This window comes from Streptomyces sp. NPDC044064 (assembly GCF_056434245.1).
In genome coordinates this window covers 1-20199 of the sequence record NZ_JBWKFN010000060.1, presented here as the reverse complement: position 1 = coordinate 20199, position 20199 = coordinate 1, and the positions used below count along the sequence as shown (strand labels likewise).

The window sequence follows — 20199 nt, the reverse complement described above, 5'->3', positions numbered from 1 at the left end:
TGGGCGGCACCTTCCACCACGTGGTCGGCGACGACATACCGGCCGCGCTGCTGGACTTCGCGCGCGGTGTCAACGCCACCCAGATCGTGCTCGGCGTCTCCCGCCGCAAGGCCTGGCAGTACGTCCTCGGGCCCGGTGTCGGCGCCACGGTGGCCGTGGAGTCCGGCCCCGACCTCGACGTCCACCTCATCACCCATGACGAGGCGGGCAAGGGCCGCGGACTGCCCGTCGCCCGGGGTGCCCGGCTGGGCCGGACCCGGATCATCTCGGGTTGGCTGGTCGGCATCGCCGGGCCCGCCCTGCTGACCTGGCTGCTGAGCGGTGTGTTCCCGGACGTCGGGCTCGCCAACGACATGCTGCTGTTCCTGACGGCGACGGTGGCGGCGGCCCTGCTGGGCGGCCTCTTCCCGGCCCTGGCCTCGGCGCTGGTCGGATCCCTCCTGCTGAACTGGTACTTCACCCCGCCCGTCCACACCCTGACGATCGCCGACCCGGAGAACATCGTCGCCATCGCGATCTTCGTCGGGGTGGCCGCGTCGGTCGCCTCGGTGGTGGGCCTGGCGGCCCGGCGCACCCAGCAGGCGGCGCGGCTGCGCGCGGAGTCGGAGATCCTCTCCTTCCTCGCGGGCAGTGTGCTGCGTGGTGAGACGGGCCTGGAGGAGCTGCTGGAGCGGGTCCGCGAGACCTTCGGCATGGAGTCGGCCGCCCTGCTGGAACGCGAGAGCGACGTGGCGCCCTGGACCTGCGCGGGCAGCGTGGGCCCGCGCCCCTGTGCCGCCCCCGAGGACGCGGACGTCGAGGTCCCGGCCGGCGACCACATGTCCCTCGCCCTGACCGGCCGCGTGCTGCCCGCCGAGGACCGCCGGGTGCTGGCCGCCTTCGCCGCGCAGGCCGTCGTGGTGCTGGACCGCCGGCGCCTGAAGGAGGAGGCCGACCGGGCCAAGGAACTGGCCGAGGGCAACCGCATCCGCACCGCCCTGCTGGCCGCCGTCAGTCACGACCTGCGCACCCCGCTCGCCGGCATCAAGGCGGCGGTCACGTCCCTGCGCACGGAGGACGTCGAATGGTCCGAGGCCGACCAGGCCGAACTCCTCGCGGCCATCGAGGCGGGCGCCGACCGTCTGGACCACCTCGTCGGCAACCTCCTCGACATGTCCCGCCTCCAGACCGGCACCGTCACCCCGCTCCTGCGCGAGACCGACCTGGACGAGGTGATCCCGATGGCGCTGGGCGGCGTACCCGAGGACAGCGTCGAGCTGGACATCCCGGAGAGCCTGCCCATGGTCGACGTGGACCGGGGTCTGCTGGAGCGGTCGGTCGCCAACGTCGTGGAGAACGCGGTCAAGTACAGCCCGCCGGGCGAGCCGGTCCTGGTCGCGGCCAGCGCCCTCGCCGACCGGGTGGAGGTCCGCGTCGTCGACCGCGGCCCGGGCGTGCCCGACGAGGCCAAGTCCCGTATCTTCGAACCCTTCCAGCGCTACGGCGACTCGCCCCGCGGCGCCGGAGTGGGCCTCGGCCTCGCGGTCGCCCGCGGCTTCGCGGAGGCGATCGGCGGCACGCTGAACGCCGAGGACACGCCCGGCGGCGGGCTCACGATGGTCCTCGGCCTGCCGAGGTCCGGGGCGGTCCCGGCACGGCAGGCGCCGGGGCCCCGGGAGAAGGCGATCACCTGAACACCTGCTCCGCAGGCCGGGGACGGTGGGAACCCGGCAAGGGCGGGCGCCCGGACACTGCCGGGATACGCACAAGAACCGGTGGCGTACCGGGGCGGAAGCTGTGCGCATGACCAATGTTCAACCGCATCCGCGCCGCACCGCGGGCAGGGGCACGGTGGGGTCGTCGGCCCTCTGTGCGCTGCTGCTCGTGGCCGCCGGCGTGGCCGCGTGGTTCATCCCGAACGCCGCATCGGACGAGCAGGCCTGGCACCGTGCCACGCCCTGCGCGGCCGGGACGCCCGCCGCCGGGCGGGACAACTGTCTGACCACCGTCCCGGCGGTCGTCGCGCGCACCGACGTCAACATGCCCAAGCAGCCCAGCTGGCTGTACTTCAAGGACAGCCGGCCGCTGCACCGGCTTCAGGTCTCTGCCGATGCGGCCCAGGACTTCGAGGCCGGCGACCACGTGCGACTGACCGTCTGGCGCGGGCAGGTGATGGAGGTGGCCGGCGCGGGGAACAGCTGGCACGAGCACATCGTCACCGCCCGCTCCCTGGCCGTCGTGACGGCACTGCTGGCCCTGGCCGCGGGCTACCCGGCGGCGATGGTGCTGGTGCGTCTGCGGGGACGCCGGCTGCCCGACGACGACGTGCTCCCCTCGGCCCTGCCGTTCGCGGGCGCCCTCGCGGGCACCGCCCTGTGGCTGCTGCCCCTGTGCTTCCTGCACCCCACCGACCTGCTCGCCTCGCCCACGCAGATCGTCTGGGCGGCTGCGGGCTCGCTGCTCACCCTGGCCCTGCTCGCCGCGGCCTGGCGCGCGACCCGCATCCGTACGCCCGAGGGCGTGACGGCGGCCGGCCGGCCGGCGGAGGGTGAGGCCCACGGAGCGGCCCGGCATCCGGGTCAGGACGAGGTGTTCGTGTCCGCCCGGTTCCTGGAGCCCACGGACTTCAACCCGCACGGCTTCGGCACCCACATCGCCCTCGGGGACGGCGCACCTGCGGTGACCCCCGGCCCGGGCCGCTACGGGGCGAAGTACATCCCGGTCGAGCGGCTGACCGTCAGGAACGTACGACGGGCCCGGGACAGCGACACCGTCCCCAGGAGCTGGCACATCGCCGAACTCGACGACGCCGGAACCCCGATCCGGCTGGCCGCGGCCCCGGACGACCTGACGCGCATCATCCGCGCGCTGGAGTCGGCCAGGGCCTGACGACGGTTCGGCCGGCTCAGCGCACGGTCACGGAACCGGTCGTGGCCGATCCGTTGGTCCAGCCGTAGCGGTGGGCGGTGACCTTGACCGTGATCTTCTGACCCCGGTCGGCCTTCACCAGCACATAGGTGGACCTGGTGGCGCCGGTGATGGTGTGGCCGCCCCGCTTCCAGGAGTAGCTGTAGGAAGTGGCGGCCGGCGACCAGGTCCCGTGGGCGGCGGTCAGCTTGGCGCCGACCTTGGCGGTGCCGCTGACGGCCGGGGCCTTGGTGACCTTCAGGGCGGGGCCGACGGCGACCGCGACGGCCGGCGAGGTGGAACCGGTCGCCCCGGCACCGTTGCTGACCGTGACCTTGCAGGACACCTTGTGGGTGTAGTCGTCGGAGGTCAGGGTGCGGGTCTTGGCGGTGGCGCCCGGGATCGCCTTGCCGTCGCGCAGCCAGGACCAGGCGGCCGTGGCGTTGTAGCCGGTCCAGGCGGCGTTGCAGGTGAGCTTGGAGCCGGTGCGGGCGGTCCCGCCGACGACGGCCTTGGAGGTGATCTCCGGCTTGGTCAGCAGCGTCTGGGACTGGGCCCGGAGCTGCGAGGTGTAGCTGCCGGGGGAGATGTCCACCGCCTTGCGCCACACCAGCGTGGCCCGGCCGTCGGGTCCGGCGGCGATCTCACCGGAGAGCGCTTCGGTGTCGGGGACGGCGGCGACGGGCGTGCTGTTGAGGGCGGTCGCCTTGCTCCACGTGCCGTCGGCCCGGACCGCCCACTGGAGGTAGTGGTCGTCGCCGTTGTCGATGGAGGGCGTCTGCGGCCACACCACCTGGACGGTGCCGTCGGCGCCGATGGCGGCGGACACCTGCCAGTTGACGTACCCGGTGGACAGCGTCTTCGGCGCGGACCAGGTGCCGGTGGCGGCGCTGCGGGTGACGGTCTGCACGACCGGGGTGCCGGCGCTGCTGCTCCAGCCCTCCCACACGTAGGTGACGTCCCCGTCGGGGGCCGCCAGCGGGCCGCTGTCGTCACCGTCGTCGATCGAGGCGACCGCGGTCTGCGCGGAACCCCAGTCCCCCGTGGGCGACGTCCGGGTCGCGGACTTCAGGTCGGTCTTGTTCATGGCGGCACCGGCGTCGTGCCACAGCACGGTGGTGCGGCCGTGCGCGTCCATCGACACCTGCGCGTCGCCGGAGGTGGCGGTCGTGCCGGGCAGGACCGCGGGGCTGCTCCAGTCGCCGCCGGCGGAGGAGCGGGTGACGGTGGAGACGATGTGCTTGTCGTCGTCGAGCTTGTCGCGGGTCTCCCACACCGTGGTGGCGGCTCCGTCGGGGGCCACCGCGAGGTCGAGGCTCCAGAACGATCCGCCGGAGAAGGAGCCCAGCGGCTTGGCCGCCGACCAGGCGGACGCGCCGGGGGCGAGGGTGGCGGTCATCACCTGGTAGTGCAGGGAGCCGTCACCCTGGTCCCACACGGCGGTGACGGTGCCGTCGGCCGCAGCGGCGAGACGCGGAGTGGACATGTCCAGGCCGTCGTGGGTCGCGAGCGTGCCCGGGTCCGACCACCCGCCCGCCGCCGCGTCCCAGGCGGTGAAGCGGGCGGCCAGCGATCCGTCGGCGCCGTTGCCGGTCAGCCAGGTCACCACGGCACCGCCGTCGGCGGTCACCGCCAGCACGGCCCGGGCGTTCGCGCCCTGGTTCGTGAGCAGCGTCCTGGGCGCCCCCCACGCGCCGCTGCCGGCGGGCCGGACGGCGGCCCGGATCTCCCAGTCGGCGGCCCCGGCCTGCTTGTCGCGCCACAGCGCGAATGCGGTGCCGTCACCGGCCACCTGGACGTCGATCAGACTCTGCTGGCCGTCCGAGCCGGTCACGTCGGCCGCGGTGCTCCACGGACCGGCCGAGGCCGTGTACCCGGATGCGGCGGCGGGCAGGGCGGGGCCCCATACGACCGCGGTCGCCGCTGCTGCCGCGAGTGCGACGGCGGCGGCTCCCGGTCTCCGTATCTTCACTGCCACTACGACTCCTGATCCCATGGGCGACGGCACCGTTCCCGGCGCCGGCTGGAGGATGACGGTATCCGGCCAAGATTTGCATTGCCCGGAACCGGCAGTCTCGAGTGGATCAAGATTTCCGGCTTCTGCTTGCCCGGCAACGCGCAGGCGAGCGTCATTGCCGGGGTGCGGACGCCGTGAGTCGGGTCAGCGTGCTGACGTGGCGCGGAATCGCCGGTAGAGGACGGTCCCGCCCAGCAGCAGGACCGCGCTCGCGGCGGCGGCGGGCAGCATGCCGTCCGCACCGGTGTGCGCGAGCGGGGTCGTGCCGGGGTGCACGGTGATGGTGTGACCCGGCTGCGGGTGGTTCACGGTGACGGGCGGCTTCTTCACCGGAGGCACGGTCTTGACCGGAGGGGTCTTGACCGGCGGAGTCTTCACCGGCGGAGTCTTGACCGGCGGCGTGGGAGTTCCGGGCTGCTCCGTCCTGGGCGGAGTCGGCTGCTGGGAGGTGACGCTGGAGCCGCCGTTCACGGACGTGTTGCCGAACACCGGGTTGAGGACCCCGGCCCCGTTCACCGTGTTGCCGCTGACGTTCACCGGCAGGTGCACGGGCAGCTGGACGCCGTTGCCGCTGATGACGCCGGGGGAGTCCGCGGTCTTGCCCTCGGCGGCCGCCTGCGCGGAGTTGCCGGCCGCGCCGCCCGCGCCGCCGGTGTTGGCACAGGCGTTGCCCGCGGCCGGGTTCAGGAGCCCCACGACGTTCACGGTGTTCCCGCAGGCGTTCACCGGGATGTGCACGGGGAGCTGGATGGTGTTGCCGGAGACCACACCGGGCGAACCGGACGTGGAGCCGTTCGCCACCGAGTCGGCGTGCGCCGAAGTCGCCACGGCCATCGCGCCCGTGGCGGCCACGACGGCGATCACGCTGTTACGGGTAACCCGCTTCATTAAGGTTCCCTGCCTTCCATACAAGGTCGCGGGCGCTCGCCCGCAAAGGAAGAAACGGTGGTTTACCCGTCCGGGTTATGACGAATCAGCCTTTCGCACCGTCGAACAACAGAACCCACACGTGGCACGTGTGCACAGAACCGCCCGACCGGCCCCGTCACACCGCGCTCAACCGCCCCGCCCCGCACGGACCGTCGACCACGGACCCACGGGCCGGCCGGCGAAGTGCCCGTCGGCCGGGGTAGCCGGGCGGCCCCGGTGGCTCTCGGCGCACAGGAGGCGGACGACGGCGTCGAGGCCGCCGCCGGCGGCCGCCTCGAGGATGACCTCGCCACCGCCGGCACGGGTGAGCCGCTGGACCAACGGCAGGCCGAGGCCCGTGCCGTCGTGGTCGGCGTCAGCGGCTCGCCAGAACCGGTCGAAGGCTCTGTGCCGTTCGGTCTCGGTCATGCCGGGCCCCTGGTCGAGTACATGCAGCTCGGCCACCGGCGGCGTGCGGCCGCCTTCCCCCGGGGCGGTGACCGCGGCCAGCGTGATCGCGGTTCCCGGCGGGGACACGCGCAGCGCGTTGGAGAGCAGGTTGTCGATGATCTGCTCCAGCGCTCCGGGGACCGCCCACACCCGGACGCCGGTGGCTGCGCGAACGAGGATGCCGACGTGCTGTTCGTCGGCGAAGGCTGCCCAGATGGCCGCCCGGTCGGCGACGACGGCGTCGAGATCGACCGCCTCCGGCCTGATGGCGGAATTCTCCAGCCTGGCGAGCGCGAGCAGTCCCTGCACCATCCGGCTGAGCCGTTCCATTTCGCCCAGCGCTCTGTCGAGGCTGTCCCGGGCGCAGGGGGCGAGATGCGGCTCGAAGTTCTCCAGGCGCAGGCGTAGTGAGGTCAGGGGGGTCTTCAGCTGGTGCGACACCTCGGAGGCGAACGCCTCCTGGGCCTGGAGCAGATGCTGGAGCCGGGTCGCGGTCCTCGTGAACGACGCGGCCAGCCGGCGCAGTTCCGGCGGCCCGTGATCGGTGGCCGGCGGATCGGTGATCCGGCCCTCGGCGAGTTGTGCGGTGGCGCGCTCCAGGGCCCGGACGGGGCGGGTGATGGAGCGGGCGAGCACGAAGCCGATCACGGCGACGGCTGCCAGCACGCCCAGACCGACGACGGCGAGAGCCAGCCAGGTGGCATGGACCCTCGCCCTGAGCGGTGCCAGCACATACACGGTCCGCACCACACAGGGGACCGTGGCGCCCGAGCCACCCGGTACGGCGACGAAGAGGACTTCGCCACCGGCGGACGGGTCGCTCCGGGTACCGACGGCGGGCCGGTCGCGCAGTGCGGCGGCGATGTCCGGCTCGGCGGACAGGTCCGTGCCGGCCGGAGCGAGGGCGGCGGTGTCGGTGAGGACGACGCCCTTCCGGCCGGCGACGAGCACCCGGCTGCCGGTGCGCCGCCCGTACGCGCGCGCCAGTTCGGGCAGGTCGGCCGTCAGTCCGTGCTCCATCTTGTCCTCGCAGACCTCGGCGAGCGTCATCGCCCCCTGCTGGGCCGCGTGGGAGAAGCGGGACAGCTCGCTGCGGGCGTAGAAGACGCCGAACGGCACCTCGAGCGCGAGCAGGACGAGCAGTATGAGGCTCAGATGGCTGAGCAGGAGGCGACGCGTCACCGGGGCCCTCCGCCGCGCACCGGCCGCGCGGCGGACGCGGCGTCGACGTGCGCCGGCGGGACCAGGCGGAAGCCGATTCCGCGGATGTTCTCGATCCAGGAGGAGTCACCGAGCTTGCGGCGCAGAGCGGCGATGTGGACGTCCAGGGTCTTGGTGGGGCCGAAGTAGTGCGGTTCCCATGCCGTGTCCAGGATCTGTCTGCGGGAGCAGACGGCTCCGGGATCTTCGGCGAGGCAGACGAGCAGGTCGAACTCTTTGGGCGCGAGGGCGATCAGCGAGCCGTGCAGATGTACCTGCCGGGTGCGGCGGTCGATGGTCAGCGGGCCGATCCGCTGGACCTCGGGCGTCCCGGGATGCCGCGGGGCGTGGGAGGGGTCCGGCTCCGTACGGCGCGTGTCCAGCACCGCGGGGCGGGTGCGGCGGGTGACGGCGCGGATCCGGGCGACGAGCTCCCGCACCCCGAAAGGCTTGGAGACGTAGTCGTCCGCGCCCAGCTCCAGACCGAGCACCCGGTCCACCTCGTCGTCCCTGGCCGTGATCATGATGATCGGCACCGACGAGCGGGACCGGAGCGCACGGCAGACGTCGATGCCGTCCATGTCGGGCAGCCCCAGGTCCAGCAGCACCATCGCCGCCTCCGGCGCCGCGAGGCCGTCGGCACCCTTTCTGGCGTGTTCCACGGTGAACCCGAAACGGCGCAGTCCCTCCACCAACGGCCCGGCCACCCGGTCGTCGTCCTCGATCAGCAAGACACGCATGCCGAAAGGCTCACAGACTCCGGTCGGAGTGCGCGGCGCAAACGCCGGAACCTCCCCCGAGCCGGTGATCCTTTCGCCACTCGTACGACGTAATTTCCGGACGCGGCGTGATGACGTCATCCAGTACTTGTCCAGCAAAGAGTCAGGAAATGGTTAAGACCTCGAACACAGGGTGAATTCACCGGTTCTGCGGGACCGGCGCAACCCCGCAACACAGTCGAATGCTGATCCAGGGTCAGTCCGAACGGCCGGGGCGACCGCAGCGGAATCGGCTCGGCAAATCCAGGGCGACATGATTGTCCGACGGAATTCGAGACGCCCCCTGTATGTGCTCTGGAAATCCGCTTGATCGGGCTCCCGTAGCGTTTTCCGGGCTGACACCGTCCCCCCACGCACCCGGGAACAGCCCATGCCCATGGACGAACTGAGCCGCACACGACCGGATCTGGTGGAGCCCTTCACGACCGCCCTCCCGGGAGCACGCGCAACCGTGCTCGCCCGGCTGTGGGGAGCCCTCGCACGAGAACCCGTGCCCGGTGTGACCGGACACCACCGGGAATCCGGCACCCTGGTGGTCGGACTGCGACGAGGCGGCTCACTCTCGGCCGCCGAGTCCTGTGCCCGCCCGTTCGCCGAGGTGCCCGACGACTTCACCGTGTCCGGGCCGCAGGGGCCGGTCGGCGGGCCGGCCCAGCTCCTCGCCCAACTCGGCCTGCGTACCCCGGCGGCGGCGCGCCTCGCGACCGAACTCGACAACAGCGTGGTCAACCTCGCCCTGGCCAGGGCCGCGAACGCGGTCCGGGCCGCCCCCCTGAACGACTCGGCGGACGCCGAGCAGGCGGTGGTCGACGGGCATCCCCAGCATCCCTGCTGCCGGACGCGCACCGGTATGTCGATCGCCGACGTGCTCGCCTACGCTCCCGAGCACCGTCCCGTCGTCCGGCTGGCGCTGCTCCGTGTCCCGGCCGACCGCTGGCAGGGAGCCGGTGACTGGCCGCAGCACCTGCGCGACGGCGACACGATCCTGATGCCGCTGCATCCCTGGCAGCGGGATCACGTGCTCTCGCACCACCCCGGCCTGGCCGTCATGGAGGAGACGATCCCGGCCCGGCCGCTGCTGTCGCTGCGCACCCTGGCACCGCTGGGCGTTCTGCCGGGCTGCCACATCAAGACGGCGCTCGACGTGCAGGTCACGAACTACCGGCGCACCATCTCCCCGCCCGAGGTCGCCGACGGGTCCCCGCTGTCCGACCTGGTCTCGGCCGTCGTCGACAAGGCGGGGTACGGCAGCAGCCTTCGCGTCCTGCGTGAGCTGGGCGGCGGCGCGGTGCGCGTGGACGGGGCGCCCTCGGCGAGCCTGGCGGCCATGATCCGGGAGTCGGCCGAGTGCCACCTCGACGCCGGGGAGATCGCGGTTCCGCTCACCGCCGTCCACGCGACCGGAGCCTCGGTGGCGTCGGGAGATCCGGTGCGCTGGCTGACGGACCTGGCCGGCCTCGTCCTGCCGCCCGCGCTGACCCTGCTGTCGATGGGGGTGGCGCTGGAGGCGCACGGCCAGAACACCCTGGTCGTGCTGCGCGAAGGACGGCCGGTGCGGGTGCTCTACCGGGATCTGGACGGCGTGCGCGTCAGCCCGCGCCGTCTGGCCCGGTGCGGCTTCGCGCTGCCGCCGCTGCTCGGCACCCGTGCGGGCGACGACGCGGGCGCGCTGCGCACCAAGCTGTTCGGCGCGCTGATCAGCGGGGTCTTCTGTGAGCTGGTCGACGTCCTCACGCGGACCCGGGCGGCCGATCCCCGGGCGTTGTGGGGCGCGGTGGCCGAGGCCGGCCGCCGGGTGTACGCCGGCCTGCCGGACCACGAGGACGCGGCGGCGTTCTTCGGCGACACGATGCCGCTGAAGGCGACCGTCGCCATGCGTCTGGCCGAGAACCCGGGCAGGGCGCAGTGGACGTCCGTGCCCAACCCCCTGGCGCTGTGCCGATGAGATCCGCCACCGACCGCTGTCCCCCTGGAGCGACCGTATGACCACCGGCACTGCCCCCGACCACAGGACCGCCGCCACCGTCGTCACGGAACCGGCCGCCGGACCGATCCGGACGGCCGATGCCGTCACCGCCCACACGCTGCTCAACTGCCTGATCCGCGAGGTGTCCGCCCCCGAGCATCAGGTGACCGTCGACGACGGCCACCTCCTGCTGCGGCTGCCCCGCCGGGCCCTCCTGCTGCGCGCCCGGCTGCGCCGCGTCTCCCTGATCGGAGCCCATCGCTTCCAGGGCACGGTGCAGCGGCGCGACGGGGACGCCTGGGTGACCGTCGGCTGGCGGGAGCTGGCCGGTCACATCCGGGACGAACTGGAGCTGCGTACGGGTGTCGTCAACGAGGAGTTCCTGGCCCAGGTCGCCGACAGCCGCGAGACGATCCGCACCGCGCTGGAGGAGCGGGCCGACGTCGCACCGCACGCGGACCCGTACGTGGCGTCCGAGCAGTCCCTGGTGTTCGGCCATCGCTTCCACCCCACTCCGAAGGCCCGCACCGGCGACCCGGCGGACTGGCTGGCGTACGGCCCCGAGACAGGCGCGCGCTTCCGGCTGCGCCATCTGGCCGTCCGGCACCGCCTCGTGCGTGAGGAGGGCGAGCTGCACGACATGGACGCGCTGTGTCCGGCGCCCGAGCCGGGCTTCGCGGTGCTGCCGGTGCACCCCTGGCAGTACCGGCTGCTGGCGGGACACGACCGGCTGCGCGAGGCTGTGGCCCGCGGTGATGTAGTCGACGCCGGGGTGAGCGGACCGGAGCTGGTGCCGACCGCGTCGGTGCGCACGCTCTACCACCCCGACACCGACACCTTCCTGAAGTTCAGCCTGAACGTCCGCCTCACCAACTGCGTGCGCAGACACGCCGGTTACGAACTGACCGGCGGCGTCGCCCTCAACCGGCTGCTCCAGCCCCTCTTCGCCGAGCTGACCGCCCGCTTCCCGGGATGCGCGCTGCTGGCCGAGCCCGGCTACCGCACACTCGACGCGCAGGGCGACACCGCCCTCCTGGAGGGTCTCGGCGTCGTCGTCCGCTCCGGACTGCGCCACCACCTGCGTCCCGGTGTGACACCCCTGCTCGCCGCCGCGGTGGCGGACGAGTACCCCACCAGCACAGCCCATGTCTCCCACCTCCTCGCCCGCGGCGACGGGGACGTCCTGGCCTGGTGGGACGCGTACCTGCGGCTGCTTCTGCCACCGGTGCTGGCCGCCTACTTCGAGCACGGCGTCGTACTGGAGCCCCATCTGCAGAACGTCGTCGTCGGTGTGCACGCGGACGGCACCCCGGCACAGATGCTCTTCCGCGACCTGGAAGGCACCAAGCTGCTGCCCGGGCATCACCAGGACACCCTCCGCGACCTGCCCGAAGACGTCCGGGGCCCCCTCACCTACGACGCCGAACACGGGTGGAACCGGGTCGCGTACTGCCTCCTGGTCAACCACACCGCCGAACTGCTCGGCGCCCTGGCCGACCTCGACCCGCGGCTGGAACCGGCCCTCTGGGGCCTGGTCACCGACCATCTCGACGCCTACGCCCGCACCGCCGCAGAACCGCCGCGTCTGCGCGCTCTGCTCTCCGGAGTACCGCTGCCCGCGAAGGCCAACCTCCTGCTGCGCTGGGCCCGCAAGGCCGACCGGCACGCCACCTACGTCCCCCTGACCAGCCCGCTCGGCGCGGACTTCCCCCGGGAGGTGGTCCGGTGAGGTCCGCAGTGCTCGACCGGGTCGGCCGGATCCGTGACGACGACCTGCCCGCGTATGTCCACGACCTGGCCGACCTGCGCCGGCACGTCCACGCGATCCGAACCGCACTGCCGGAGCGCGTCGAGCTGCTGTACGCGGCCAAGGCCAACTCCGATCCCCTGATCCTGCGGACACTGGCCGGGTACGTCGACGGGTTCGAGGTGGCCTCCGGCGGTGAACTGAGCCACGTCCGCGGGCTCGTCCCCGACGCACCGGTCGCCTTCGGAGGCCCCGGCAAGACACAGGCGGAGCTGGCCCGGGCACTGGACTGCGCAGTGGAGCGCCTGCACATCGAGAGCGAACACGAACTGCGCCTCGTCACCACCCTGCTGGGCGAGCGGACCGTGGACGCCCTGCTGCGCGTCAACCTGCCCGTCGACGTCGGGCGGGCCGCACTCGCGATGGGCGGGCACCCCAGCCCCTTCGGCATGGATCCCGCACAGCTGGACCGCTGTCTGGAGGTCATCGCCCGCGACCCGCGCGTCCGGCTGCGCGGCCTCCACCTCCACCTGGCCAGCGGCCTGCGGGCCACAGCCCAACTGGCCCTGATCGACGAGGTGCTGACCTGGGCCGAGGACTGGGCGCGCCGGCGTGGAACCGACCTGGCCGAGGTCAACGTCGGAGGCGGGATGGGTGTCGACTACGACCGTCCGGCACGGAGGTTCGACTGGCCGGCCTTCGGTGCCGGACTGCGCCGGCTCCTGTCCCGCCACCCTCGTCTCACCCTGCGGATCGAGCCCGGCCGCTCGGTCACCGCCTACTGCGGCTGGTACGTCACCCAGGTCCTGGACATCAAGTTCAGCCGTGGGCAGGCGTTCGCCGTGCTGCGCGGAGGCACCCATCATCTGCGCACCCCGGCCGCGAAACAGCACGACCAGCCCTTCGAGGTGATCCCCGACGACGCCTGGCCACGGCACTGGGAGCGACCGGAGGTCCGTGACGAGCCGGTGACGCTGGTCGGACAGCTGTGCACGCCGAAGGACGTCCTGGCCCGCCGGGTCAGGGTCGAACGGCTGCGCGTCGGCGACCGGGTCGCCTTCGCCATGGCCGGCGCCTACGCCTGGAACATCTCCCACCACGCGTTCCTCATGCACCCCCACCCGACCTTCCATCACGTCGACGACGCGGAGGTGCCGGTCACCGGCACCCACGCCCGTCAGCCGTCATGAGCGCGGGCCTCCCCATGCCCATGACGGCCGTGCTCACCCTCCGGAACTTCCGTCGCTACCTGCTCGGACAGCTGGCCTCCAACATCGGCACGTGGATGCAGCGGGCCGCCCAGGACCTGCTCGTCCTGCACCTCACGGGCAACAGCGGCCGTGCGGTCGGGATCGTGACCGCACTGCAGTTCCTTCCCCAGAGCCTGTTCGGCCTGACCGGAGGCGTCCTGGCCGACCGGTACCCCAAGCGGCGGCTTCTGCTCCTCACCCAGACGGCCATGGGGGTGCAGTCGCTCCTGCTCGGGCTGCTGACCGTCACCGGGGCGGTGAGCCTGCCGTCCGTCTACGCGCTGGCCTTCGCCCTGGGCACCGCCACCGCCGTGGACAGTCCCGCCCGCAACGCGTACATCTCCGAACTGGTCGCCGAAGAGCGCCTGGTCACGGCGGTCAGCCTGAACTCCGCCCAGTTCAACGTGGCCCGCGTCCTCGGTCCCGCCCTCGCGGGCCTGGCCGTCGCCGCCTTCGGCACCGGGCCGGTGTTCCTGGTGAACGCCGCCTCGTACCTGGCCGTCCTGTACGGCCTGATCACCATCCGCACGGACGGGCCGGGCGGTCACGGCCGTACCCGGCCCGGCCCCACCCGGCTGCGCGACGCGTTCCGCGACATCACGTCCACCCCGGAACTGCTGCTGCCGATGACCGTCATCGCCTTCGTCGGCACCTTCGGCCTCAACTTCCAGGTCACCATCTCGCTCGTGGCCGTCACGGTCTTCCGCACGGGCGCCGCCGCCTTCGGCTGCCTGTCCGCCGCCTACGCCCTGGGCAGCCTCGCCGGCGCGGTCCACGGGGCGAGCCGCGGGAAGCCTCCCGGCATCCGACGCCTGATCACCACCACGGTCGTCTTCGGGGCACTGGAAGCGACGCTGGGCCTGACACCCGGCTACGGCGCGTTCATGGCCCTGCTGATCCCCACCGGTTTCGCCGCGGTGACCGTGACCACCACCGCCAACGCGCTCACCCAGCTCCATGCCGGACCGGACATGCGGGGCCGTGTCATGTCCGTCTACTTCCTGGTCCTCCTCGGCGGCACCCCCCTGGGCGCCCCGCTGGTGGGCCTGTTGTCGGACGCCTTCGGCGCCCGTTCCACGCTGGTCCTGGGCGGCGTCGTCTCGGCGTCCTCCGCGCTCGCGCTCTGCGCCCTGATCGCAGGCCGGACCCGGCGGCGCACCCGGATCACGAGGGCCGCCTCCGCGGCCGGCTCGCCCCGCACGCCGGCCCGGCCGGCCCGGGACCGGTCGGCCGGCCTCTGACACACAGCGGAAGGGGAGGCCGGACGCCGGCCTCCCCTTCCGCGGTCCACCGAGGTCAGCGCAGGCGCAGGGCCTCGCGGATCGTGGTGAACAGGTCGGTCTGGTTGGTGACGCCGAGGACGCGGAACGCCTGCGGGCCCTGGGCGGCGATGCGGACCTGGGTGCCGGTGTGCTCCTGGGACTGCCCCGGGGTGTTGGTCGAGTAGTTGACCTTCAGCTGCTGGCCCTCGTTGGTGACGAGCGTGGAGGACAGGCCGGGCGGGGTGGCCTCCAGCGGGACGATCTGGCTGGTGTGGCCGTGGTCGGCGGTGGTGACGACCAGGGTGTCGGGGTGCTTGGCGGCGTAGGCGCGGGCCACCTTGACCGCGCGGTCGAAGGCGGCGGTCTCACCGATCTGGCCGCACGGGTCGGCCGCGTGGTCCTGCTTGTCGATCGAGGCGCCCTCGATCTGCAGGAAGAAGCCCTGGTTCGAGTGCTTGGCCTTCTGCTTGGCCTCCAGCAGCTGGATGGCCTTCGTGGCGGAGTCGGCGAGGCTCGGCGTGGTGGCCGGGCGGTTGGGGTTGGAGGTCACGCAGCGCTGCGCGTCGGTGCCGCCGACGGCGGCCGCCTTGCCGGTCCACTCGACGGGCACGTTGCCCGTGGCGAACAAGCCGAGGACGGGCTTGCCCGCCTTCGCGCCCTTCAGGCCCGCCCGGTCGGTGACGACCTGGTAGCCGAGCTTCTGCGCCTGCTCGGTGACCGTGAGGCCCTTGTACCTGCCGTCGGTGACCTTCTGGTCGAACCGCTGCTTGCCGCCGCCGAGGAGGACGTCGACCTTGTGGTTGACGGACTGCTCCGCGATCGAGCCGGGGCCGCCGGCCGCGATGGTGTCGGTGGGGCACTTGGCCATGTCGGCCGGGCCCTGGCAGGAGCGGTCGGTGGCGTGCGAGGCGAGGACGGCCGGGGTGGCGTCGGTGAGTTCGGCGGTGGTGACGCTGCCGGTGGCGTAGCCGTTCTTCTTCGCCAGCTCCAGCAGGGTGGGGACGGCCTTGTCGGTGCCGGGGGTCTTGGAGATGCGTCCGTTGACCGTCTTGATGCCGGTGGCCCAGCCGGTGCCGCTCGCGGCGGAGTCGGTGACGTAGTCCGGCGTGCCGTCCGCGTGCACGGCGTACGTCGTGTAGGCGCCGGTGAGCGGGAACTTGTCCATGTTCAGGCGGCCGTTCGCGCCGACCGTGTAGTCACGGGCCAGCGTGATCTCCGAGTCGCCCATGCCGTCGCCGATCAGCAGGATGACGTTCTTCGCCTTCCCGCCCTTGATCGCGTCCTTCGCCTGCTTCTCGTTGTCGAAGGCACCGGCGGAGGTGGCGACCGCCACGGCGGCCGTGGCGGCGACCAGCGCGGTGGCGACCGTGAGGTGACGACGGGTGGGTCTGGGCATGTGACTGACTCCTTGTGGCGTCCGACGGGCGGATGCGTTGTCCAACGCCCGTCAGATCACCAGGCGTTCGCAAAGCAGAGGTAAACGAATGGTCGAGCGTGTGTATCCGGAACATGACACAAGAAGGCCCGAGGAGGTCGCCGTACCACGCGACTTGACTGCTTTCAAGATCGTCGGAATCGCCCTCGAGGGTGAGTCTTTAATGGTTGCGCAATCCGGGAACTATTAGACTCGCCAGTCCTCACCCGTAGTTCAGCTCCATCGGGGGACACATGACGCGTGCTGGGCCACCGGTGCCGGAGACCGCCGTCGTCTTCGAGCGGCTGCTCGATCAGGCTCTGAACTCCCCACAGGTGCTGGACGCCCTCGACCGCGCGGAGGGAGTGGCCGACCGGGAGCAGCTGCGCACCCGGGCGGTACGGGCGCGTACCGCCATCACCGCGGCGGCGACCGTCGAGTACCAGGAATACCTCCGCGCCCGGTCCGCGGCGGAGGGCGCGAGCGGTGGGCCGGCGGCACGCCGTGCGGGCGGACCCCTGTCCCCGTCGGCCGTGCTCGTGACGGGCCTGTCCGCCGTGAAGGCGGCCTGGCGATGGGTGGCGGCGGCCAGGCGTGACCGCCCCGCGGGTGCGGGCGATGCTCCGGCCGGCGACGTCCCGGACGTGACGCGAGCGCGGGAGACGTGGGAACTGGCGCTCCTGGAGCGGGCGGTCGTCCCCTTCCTGCTCGGCCGCCTGGAGGAACTGCTCATGAGGGAACGGGGAGACCGGGCCGCACGTCAGAGGCCGGCCCCGGACGCGCCCGTACCATGAGCGGGCGTATGTGCGTCGGCTGTGTACGGGACGGGACGGGAGAGGGCTGTGACGGAGAGCGCCGGTGGCTTCGAGGACCCGTCGGCCGAGGTGCTGGCGGCGGCGGCCGCCGCCTTCGGGCTGCTCGCCTCGTCGGCGCGACTGCACCTGATGTGGGCGCTGGCGCAGGGCGAGAGCGATGTGACGCACCTCGCCGACCGGGTGGGCGGTGCGCTGCCCGCGGTCAGCCAGCACCTGGCCAAGCTGAAGCTCGCCGGGCTCGTCAGCTCCCGCCGTGAGGGCCGCCGGCAGGTCTACTACATCGACGACCCCGACATCGTGACCGTCGTGCGGGTGCTGGTCGGACAGCTCACCGCACGGTCGCAGCAGGCCTCCGCGCCGGCCTACCGGCTGCGCGGGATCGGTGGCTGAGAGCACCGCGCCGCCGGGTCCGGACGCGAGGGCGCCGGACACCGGTGCCCCGACGGCGTTCGGCGGCGACCGGGCGGCCGGCGCGCGGTCCCGTCCCGGGCGCTCCGCGCCGACCGTGCTCGAAGTGCTGCGGAAGCTGGACGCGAGTCCCCGGGGCCTGACGGAGGCGCAGGCGCAGGAGCGGCTGGCCCGGTTCGGCGACAACGTGCTCCCGGCCCTGCGGGAAGCCACCTGGCCACAGCTGTTCGTCCGCAGCCTGCGGGACCCGTTCACCGCGGTCCTGCTCTGCCTCGGGCTGGTGTCGGCGGCCGTCCTCGCCTGGGGGACCGCCTCGGTGATCCTCCTCCTGGTCGTGGTGAGCTGCGTGCTGCGGGCGACCGGGGAGCACCGGGCCGACCGGTCCACGGCCGCCCTGCGGGACCTGGTCGCCACCACCGCCACGGTGGTGCGCCGCGCCGCCGAGGACGCGCCGCCCACGAGCCGGGAACTCCCGCCGGACGAGCTGGTCCCGGGGGACGTGGTCCGGCTGGGACCGGGCGACCTGGTGCCGGCGGACGTACGACTGCTGCGGGCACACGGCCTGACGGTGCACCAGTCCGCGCTGACGGGGGAGTCGGCGCCCCTCGCCAAGTCCGCCTCGGACCCCCCGCACCGCGCCGGCGGGGTGTTCGAACAGCGGCAGTGCTGCTTCCAGGGCAGCAGCGTCGTCTCGGGAAGCGCCACCGCGGTCGTCACCGCGACCGGCGCGCGGACCCGGTTCGCCGCCGCCCACGGCCGTTCGGCCGGGCGGCGGGAGGCGAGCGCCTTCGACCGCTCCGTCCACGGCATCTCCTGGATCCTGATCCGGTTCATGCTGCTGACCCCGCCGCTGGTTCTGATGACCAACGCGGCGCTGCGCGGACGCGGCCTGGAGACACTGCCGTTCGCCGTCGCGGTGGCCGTCGGGCTCACCCCCGAGATGCTGCCGGTCCTCGTCACCACCTGCCTGGCCCGCGGTGCCTCGCTGCTCGCCCGGACGCACGGGGTGATCGTCAGACGGCTGCCCGCCCTGCACGACCTCGGCGCCGTCGACGTGCTGTGCCTGGACAAGACCGGCACCCTCACCCAGGACCGGCCGGTGGCGCACCGCGCCCTCGGCCCCGACGGCCGGGACGACCCCGAGGTGCTGCACTGGGCCGCCGTCAACGCCTGGTGGACCCTGCACCTCGCCGACCTGCCGGAACCCGACGCCCTCGACGAGGCGCTCCTGGAGAGCGCCGACCCGGACGACCTCATGGCGTACGACGGTGTGGCGGCCGTCGGGTTCGACCCGGTGCGCCGGCTCGCCACCGCCGTCGTCCGCACCCCGGGCCGCCTCGGCCGGCACACCCTGGTCGTGAAGGGAGACGTCCGGGCCGTCCTGGAGCGCTGCGCGCTGACGGACGAGGAGCGCCGGAGCCTGACCGGCCGAGCCGCCGCGCAGGCCGACGACGGCCTGCGCGTCCTGGCGGTCGCCACCGCCGAACGCCCGGCGCGCACCCACGCCTACACCCCGGCCGACGAACGCGGCCTCACCTTCCGCGGCCTGGTCACCCTGCGCGACGCGCTCGCGCCCACCGCCGCCGACGCGCTGAAGAACCTCACCGACCGCGGTGTCACCGTGAAGATCCTCACCGGCGACCACCCCGGCACCGCCGCCCGCGCCTGCCGCGACCTCGGCATCCCCGTCACCGAAGAAGCGATCGCCGACGCCGGCCGCATCGACACCCTCACGGACGCCGGACTCTCCGCGCTCGCCCGCCGTACGACGGTCTTCGCCCGCTGCACCCCGGACCACAAGGCCCGGATCATCCGGGCCCTGCGCGCCGCCGGACACACCGTCGGCTTCCTCGGTGACGGCGTCAACGACCTCCCCGCGCTGCGTACCGCCGACGTCGGCATCGCCCCGCGAGCGGCCGCCGACGTGACGCGCGAGGCCGCCGACGTCGTACTCGCCGAGAAGGACCTCACCGCGCTCGACCAGGCCGTCGCGGCGGGCCGGCACGCCGGCGGCAACATCGCCACCTACCTGCGCATCACGCTCTCCTCCAACCTCGGCAACGTGATCGCGATGCTCTCCGCGGGCCTGCTCCTGCCCTTCCTGCCGATGCTCCCGGCACAGGTCCTCACCCAGAACCTCTGCTTCGACGCCGCCCAGCTCGCCTTCGCCCACGACCGCCCGCACCCCTCGGTGCCGCGCCGGCCGACGGAACTGCGCCCGCGCGACCTGCTGCGCTTCATCACCGGATTCGGAGTGCTCAACGCGGTCGCCGACCTCGCCACCTTCGCCGTCCTCGCGCTGGCCCTGCACGGGCCGGGCACCGGGGACGACGAGGCGGTCTTCCACTCCGGGTGGTTCACCGAGAACCTCCTCACCCAGGCCCTGGTCATGGTGCTGCTCCGGGCCGGCCGGCACACCGCAGGCCGCCGCAGGCCGGGCCCGGTCACCTGGGCCGCGCTCGCCCTCGCCGCCATCGGCCTGGCGCTCCCGCCGTCACCGCTCGGCCCGGTGCTCGGCCTGACCGGCCTCCCGGTCCTGTACTACGTCCTGCTCGTCGCCGTCCTGGCCGTGTACGCCGCCGGTCTCCTGGCGGCCGGCTCCCGCGCCGCGCGCAGGCTCCAGCCGGCCCGCGGGGTGCCTCGGCTGTGAATTGTGTGTGGATCTGTGCTGCTCGGGCCACGGGTTTGTTAGATTGCGCAATCACGCAACCAAGCTGATGGGCCCGACCGTCGTGGGAGTGGGTAGATGAGCGAGCCGTGGGACGGCCGAAGTGGCCAGGCCACGCGCAGCCGCAGCACCCGGGTGCCCGGACAGCGCACGGGCGGACCCGACGGACCGCGCCCGGGAGGCCGGGCCGCGGCCCGGGCCGCATCCCGCTCGCAGGGCGGCTCACGGTCGCACGGCAGCAGGCGTTCGGCGCGCCGGGCCCGCCCGGCAGGGCGCGGCAAACGCGTGCTGAAGATCCTCGCGATATGCCTGTCCGTCCTCGTCGTGGTGACCGCCGGCGCGGGCTGGTGGTTCTACCAGCATCTGAACGGCAACATCCAGAGTGTCTCGCTGGACGGCAAGGGCGGTTCGGAGAAGGCGGATGCGTT

The 20199-nt window shown here is 73.0% G+C and carries 13 protein-coding genes and 2 pseudogenes; 10 read left to right on the top strand and 5 right to left on the bottom strand.

Annotated features, from left to right (window positions below):
• Together AC07DS_RS45795 and AC07DS_RS45790 are read left to right on the top strand one after the other, a co-directional pair.
• On the top strand, positions 1-1673 hold a 1673-nt coding region (locus AC07DS_RS45795), incomplete at its 5' end, for a DUF4118 domain-containing protein (protein ID WP_479154658.1).
• 136 nt (positions 1674-1809) lie between these two features.
• Positions 1810-2868 (top strand): annotated as a pseudogene (locus AC07DS_RS45790) (PH domain-containing protein); the annotation flags it as partial.
• 16 nt (positions 2869-2884) lie between these two features.
• On the opposite strand, the gene AC07DS_RS45785 reads toward AC07DS_RS45790, so the two are convergent.
• From AC07DS_RS45785 to AC07DS_RS45770, 4 genes are all read right to left on the bottom strand, one after another.
• Positions 2885-4858, bottom strand: a complete 1974-nt coding sequence (locus AC07DS_RS45785) for a hypothetical protein (protein ID WP_479154657.1) — start codon at positions 4856-4858, stop codon at positions 2885-2887.
• Positions 4859-5047: 189 nt separating this feature from the next.
• Positions 5048-5791, bottom strand: coding sequence for a chaplin (locus AC07DS_RS45780; protein WP_479154656.1), 744 nt, complete (start codon positions 5789-5791; stop codon positions 5048-5050).
• Between the two features lie 168 nt (positions 5792-5959).
• Positions 5960-7444: a sensor histidine kinase gene (locus AC07DS_RS45775; protein WP_479154655.1), complete on the bottom strand. Its 1485-nt coding sequence runs from the start codon at positions 7442-7444 to the stop codon at positions 5960-5962.
• The gene (locus tag AC07DS_RS45770) at positions 7441-8202 is read right to left on the bottom strand and encodes a response regulator transcription factor (protein WP_479154654.1); all 762 of its coding nucleotides are present in this window, start codon (positions 8200-8202) and stop codon (positions 7441-7443) included. The genes AC07DS_RS45775 and AC07DS_RS45770 overlap by 4 nt, the downstream gene beginning before the upstream one ends.
• Before the next feature lie 409 nt (positions 8203-8611).
• Here AC07DS_RS45770 and AC07DS_RS45765 point away from each other — a divergent pair, with 409 nt between their 5' ends.
• The 4 genes from AC07DS_RS45765 to AC07DS_RS45750 are packed head-to-tail and all read left to right on the top strand — an operon-like array spanning position 8612 to position 14445.
• A complete protein-coding gene (locus tag AC07DS_RS45765) occupies positions 8612-10186 on the top strand; it encodes an IucA/IucC family protein (RefSeq protein WP_479154653.1) in 1575 nt (524 codons plus the stop codon).
• Between the two features lie 37 nt (positions 10187-10223).
• Positions 10224-11936 carry an IucA/IucC family protein gene (locus tag AC07DS_RS45760; RefSeq protein WP_479154652.1) on the top strand — a complete coding sequence of 571 codons (1713 nt, stop codon included), beginning with the start codon at positions 10224-10226 and terminating at the stop codon, positions 11934-11936.
• Positions 11933-13144: a type III PLP-dependent enzyme gene (locus tag AC07DS_RS45755; protein WP_479154651.1), complete on the top strand. Its 1212-nt coding sequence runs from the start codon at positions 11933-11935 to the stop codon at positions 13142-13144. The genes AC07DS_RS45760 and AC07DS_RS45755 overlap by 4 nt, the downstream gene beginning before the upstream one ends.
• Entirely contained in the window at positions 13141-14445 is a 1305-nt protein-coding gene (locus AC07DS_RS45750) for an MFS transporter (RefSeq protein ID WP_479154650.1), read from the top strand. Before AC07DS_RS45755 ends, AC07DS_RS45750 begins: the two co-directional genes overlap by 4 nt.
• A 55-nt stretch (positions 14446-14500) precedes the next feature.
• Here AC07DS_RS45750 and AC07DS_RS45745 read toward each other — a convergent pair whose 3' ends face one another.
• Entirely contained in the window at positions 14501-15862 is a 1362-nt protein-coding gene (locus tag AC07DS_RS45745) for an alkaline phosphatase (protein WP_479154649.1), read from the bottom strand.
• Positions 15863-16134: 272 nt separating this feature from the next.
• Here AC07DS_RS45745 and AC07DS_RS45740 point away from each other — a divergent pair, with 272 nt between their 5' ends.
• From AC07DS_RS45740 to AC07DS_RS45725, 4 genes and pseudogenes are all read left to right on the top strand, one after another.
• Complete coding sequence (locus tag AC07DS_RS45740) at positions 16135-16674, top strand: hypothetical protein (RefSeq protein ID WP_479154648.1); 540 nt, start codon at positions 16135-16137, stop codon at positions 16672-16674.
• Between the two features lie 48 nt (positions 16675-16722).
• On the top strand, positions 16723-17085 hold the full coding sequence (locus AC07DS_RS45735) for an ArsR/SmtB family transcription factor (protein ID WP_479154647.1): 363 nt from the start codon (positions 16723-16725) through the stop codon (positions 17083-17085).
• Positions 17078-19753: a magnesium-translocating P-type ATPase gene (gene mgtA, locus AC07DS_RS45730; RefSeq protein ID WP_479154646.1), complete on the top strand. Its 2676-nt coding sequence runs from the start codon at positions 17078-17080 to the stop codon at positions 19751-19753. Before AC07DS_RS45735 ends, mgtA begins: the two co-directional genes overlap by 8 nt.
• Before the next feature lie 96 nt (positions 19754-19849).
• Positions 19850-20199: pseudogene (locus tag AC07DS_RS45725) on the top strand (LCP family protein); the annotation flags it as partial.